The organism is Microbacterium sp. (genome assembly GCF_051953575.1).
GTDB lineage: Bacteria > Actinomycetota > Actinomycetes > Actinomycetales > Microbacteriaceae > Microbacterium.
In genome coordinates this window covers 1-3,474 of the sequence record NZ_JBQCIP010000228.1, presented here as the reverse complement: position 1 = coordinate 3,474, position 3,474 = coordinate 1, and the positions used below count along the sequence as shown (strand labels likewise).

General features: G+C 71.2%; 5 protein-coding genes. 3 read left to right on the top strand and 2 right to left on the bottom strand.

Annotated features, from left to right (window positions below; all coding sequences use genetic code 11):
* Positions 1–948, top strand: a 948-nt coding sequence (locus ACTHNQ_RS13710) for an alkaline phosphatase family protein (protein WP_440334205.1), incomplete at its 5' end; no start/stop codon positions are given.
* Position 949: 1 nt separating this feature from the next.
* Here ACTHNQ_RS13710 and sepH read toward each other — a convergent pair.
* Positions 950–1,993, bottom strand: a complete 1,044-nt coding sequence (sepH, locus tag ACTHNQ_RS13705) for a septation protein SepH (RefSeq protein ID WP_440334203.1) — start codon at positions 1,991–1,993, stop codon at positions 950–952.
* Between the two features lie 207 nt (positions 1,994–2,200).
* Here sepH and ACTHNQ_RS13700 point away from each other — a divergent pair, with 207 nt between their 5' ends.
* Positions 2,201–2,494, top strand: a complete 294-nt coding sequence (locus tag ACTHNQ_RS13700) for a DUF4193 domain-containing protein (RefSeq protein WP_018170895.1) — start codon at positions 2,201–2,203, stop codon at positions 2,492–2,494.
* On the opposite strand, the gene ACTHNQ_RS13695 is transcribed toward ACTHNQ_RS13700, so the two are convergent.
* Positions 2,469–2,987: a DUF3093 domain-containing protein gene (locus tag ACTHNQ_RS13695; RefSeq protein WP_440334201.1), complete on the bottom strand. Its 519-nt coding sequence runs from the start codon at positions 2,985–2,987 to the stop codon at positions 2,469–2,471. The two genes, ACTHNQ_RS13700 and ACTHNQ_RS13695, sit on opposite strands and share 26 nt — an antisense overlap.
* 12 nt (positions 2,988–2,999) lie before the next feature.
* On the opposite strand from ACTHNQ_RS13695, the gene dut reads away from it, so the two are divergent.
* Positions 3,000–3,452, top strand: coding sequence for a dUTP diphosphatase (gene dut, locus ACTHNQ_RS13690; protein WP_026305453.1), 453 nt, complete (start codon positions 3,000–3,002; stop codon positions 3,450–3,452).
* The last annotated feature ends 22 nt before the right edge of the window (positions 3,453–3,474 follow it).

Below are 3,474 nucleotides of genomic sequence, written 5' to 3'. Positions count from 1 at the left end.
GGCCACGCCCGGTTCCTCTCCGAGGCGCGGACGAAGAAGGATGCCGCCCGCACCGTCTTCCCGTCGACGACGGCCGCCGCCCTCACGAGCCTGCTGACCGGGACCCTGCCCGGCGAGCACGGCATCGTCGGCTATCGCGCCCGCATCCCCGGCACCGACGACGTCGTCAACCAGCTGCGCGGATGGGACACCGACGGCCTGCCGCTGGCGTTCCAGCGTGCGACGCCGCTGCCGACGTCGCTCGGCCGCCCGTTCTTCGCGGTGTCGCGCAGCGAGTACGCCGGCACCGGCTTCACCGCCGCCACCCTCGGCGGGGCCGAATTCCATGCCGCCGACGACCTCGGCGAACGCGTGCGCCTCGCCGCCGACCTGGCCGCACGCACCCCGGGGTCGCTCGTCTACCTGTATGCGCCGGATCTCGACGCGGTCGGTCACCGGCGCGGCTGGGAGTCCGACGAGTGGGTCGCGACCTTGGAGACGGTGGATACCGCCGCCCGCACGCTCTCGGGCGCCCTGGACCGTGGCACCGGCGTCGTGGTGACGTCTGACCACGGCATGATCGACGTGCCCCGGCACCGCCACGTCCTGCTGCAGGAGGGCGACGGGCTCGTCGAGGGTGTCCGTCTCATCGGCGGCGAGCCGCGGATGCTGCACCTCTACACCGAGCCGGGTCAGGCCGACGGCGTGCTGGCGCGATGGTGGGAGGCAGAGGCATCCCGATCCTGGATCGTCTCGCGCGACGAGCTGATCTCATCAGGGCTGCTCGGCGACGTCGCCGCCGACGTGCGCGAGCGGATCGGCGACGTGATCGTGGCACCGCGTGCGGGCATCGCCTATTACGACGACCGCCTCGCCGACAAGGCACCGCAGAAGATGATCGGTCAGCACGGGTCGCTCACCGACGAGGAGCGGACGGTGCCGCTCATCCGGCTGGGCGCGTTCGCCTGAGTCAGTCCTCGGTGCGGGCGCCGAAGACGATCTCGTCCCACGAGGGCATGGACGTGCGCCCCTTGCGGCGGCCGGCCTCGGCCACCACCGCGGGGGAGGGCGCCTGGTAGTCCGAGGGCGCCTGCTCATCATCCGCCGACGACTCGTCGTACCCGGGCTCCAGCGCGTCGAACAGCGCGACCGGGGCCGGCCCGCGCGGTGCGGCGGCCACCTCTTCGGCACCGGGCAGCGGTTCGCGCTGACCGCGGCGACGACGCAGTGCCTCGAGCAGATCCGCCGTCTCGGCGGAGGTCACGACGGCGGGCTCGGTCGCACGCTTGATCGCCGCCTCCTGCACGGCGGGAGCGGCGGGAGCCGGCAGGTCGGGGGACTCGAGGTCGGCATCGGGAAGGCGACGGGGACCGAAGGCGCCGCTGTCGAACCGCGAGTCGTCCTTCGGGTTCACGGTGTCGAGCGCGCGCAGCCGAGGGATCAGCCCGTCGGGCAGCGACCCCTGACGCGAGAGCTGGACCGCATCGGAGTTGAGCGGCGACAGCGTGCTGCGGCGCGGGTCGAACCCCCAGCGGGCATCGTGGTCGATGTCGCCCGCGGTGAACTCGAGCTTCACGATCCAGCCGGTGGCCTCTTTCCAGCTGGTCCACCGTTCGCCCGATGCGCCCGCCTCGGCGAGCTTGATCCGCACCGCCGACCCGAAGGTCGACTGGCCGTCGCCGTCGAAATCGCCCCCCAGCAGCACGGGCACGGCAAGCGCCTGACCGACGATGTGCTCGCGCTCAGCGAGCACCGGGCCCTCGAAGCGCTCGACGTCCTCGACGCGGGCGCCCAGCAGCTCGGCGACCTCGCGAGCAGAGAGGCCGGCGCGGATGTGCGACTGGATCTCACGGGGACTGGGCCGCGGCGCCTGCGCCTCGGGGTCTCGATCGCGACGTGCCTTGCGCAGTTCCACCCGCAGCACGTCGTCCACATCGAGCGAGAACCTGTCGCCCGACTCGGTCGCCAGGATGAGCTTGTCGTCCTCGGTTCCGATGACCTTGAGCTGTTCCATGCGAACGCCCCTTCCAGCTGTCCCGCCCATGCTGTCACAGGGCGCACCGTGGGCCGGGAATATCCCACGCGTGCCGCGAGTTTCACGCGAACGCACGGTGTGAAGCCGGCGCTCCGCATTTGCGAAAACCAGAGCCGTCGTGCAAACTATCGCCGCCCGCAAGGGCGAGCGCAACCCGCGATACCCCGGAAGTTGAGATCTTCACGCATGGCCACCGATTACGACGCCCCCCGCAAGACCGAGGACGACAGCGAGTCGATCGAGGCGCTCAAGGAGCGAGTCCCCGACAAGCTCTCGGGCTCGGTCGATGTGGAGGACGCCGACAACCCGTCGGGCTTCGAGCTGCCGGGAGCCGACCTTTCGGACCTCGAACTCGACGTCGTCGTTCTCCCCGCGCAGGAGGACGAGTTCACCTGCGCGAACTGCTTCCTGGTGAAGCACCGCTCGCAGCTCGATCACGAGAGCGCAGACGGTCCTATCTGCGCTGAGTGCTCCGCTTGACCTGAGCCCGCCGCACAGCGGCAGCAAGCCGATCCGGCGTCCGCGAGGAGATCACCCACGCGGTCGTCGGATCGTCTGCATCTACGACCGGGATCACGACGACACCGTCAATCCCGCCGCGGATCAGGTGCCAGGCACGGGGATCCAGGCCCGCGCCCCGCTGGTGACGCGCATCGTCGCCGAGGTGCGCTTCGGGATCCCCGAGGAACTCGACGCCGATGTGTGCGCGTCCCGCGCGGAGCTCGCCTCGCTCGACGCGGACCGTCGGAGCGGCGAGGATCAGCAGCGCGATCACGAGAACGCTGACGGCCGCGCCGATCACGAGCGCCACGGTGGTGTCGATGGGGGTGAACACCAGTGCCGCCATCGGGCCGGCCAGTGCGGCGGCGACGAGGACCCACAGCGAGGGCCCCAGACGCTCTCGGTATCGGTCCGCGGGGACTCGTCCGGCGGCGGCCTCTGCGGGCCCGGCATTGCGCGCTGTGTTCTGCATTACCCTCGTTGGGTGACTGAAACGGTGGACGTCCCCATTATCGCCTCCGACGTCCCGGTGTACGCGCACCCGGGCGACGCGGGAGCCGACCTCGTCGCCGCCGAGGCGGTGCGCCTCGAACCCGGCGCGCGCGCACTCGTCGGCACCGGCGTGCGCATCGCGCTTCCGGAGGGACACGTCGCCTTCGTGGTGCCGCGCAGCGGTCTGGCCGCCAAGCACGGCATCACGGTCGTGAACGCGCCCGGCACCATCGACGCCGGCTACCGCGGCGAGATCAAGGTCATCCTGCTCAACACCGACCGCGAGCATGCGCACGACATCGCGGTCGGCGACCGCATCGCACAGATCATCGTGATGCCGGTGCCGCGCGCCCGCTTCATCCCCGTGGAGGAGCTGCCCGACAGCGTCCGCGGCGAAGGCGGCTTCGGCTCGACCGGCTACCAGAAGGACGGAGTCCTCGCATGACCGACCCCACGCCCGCCGACGG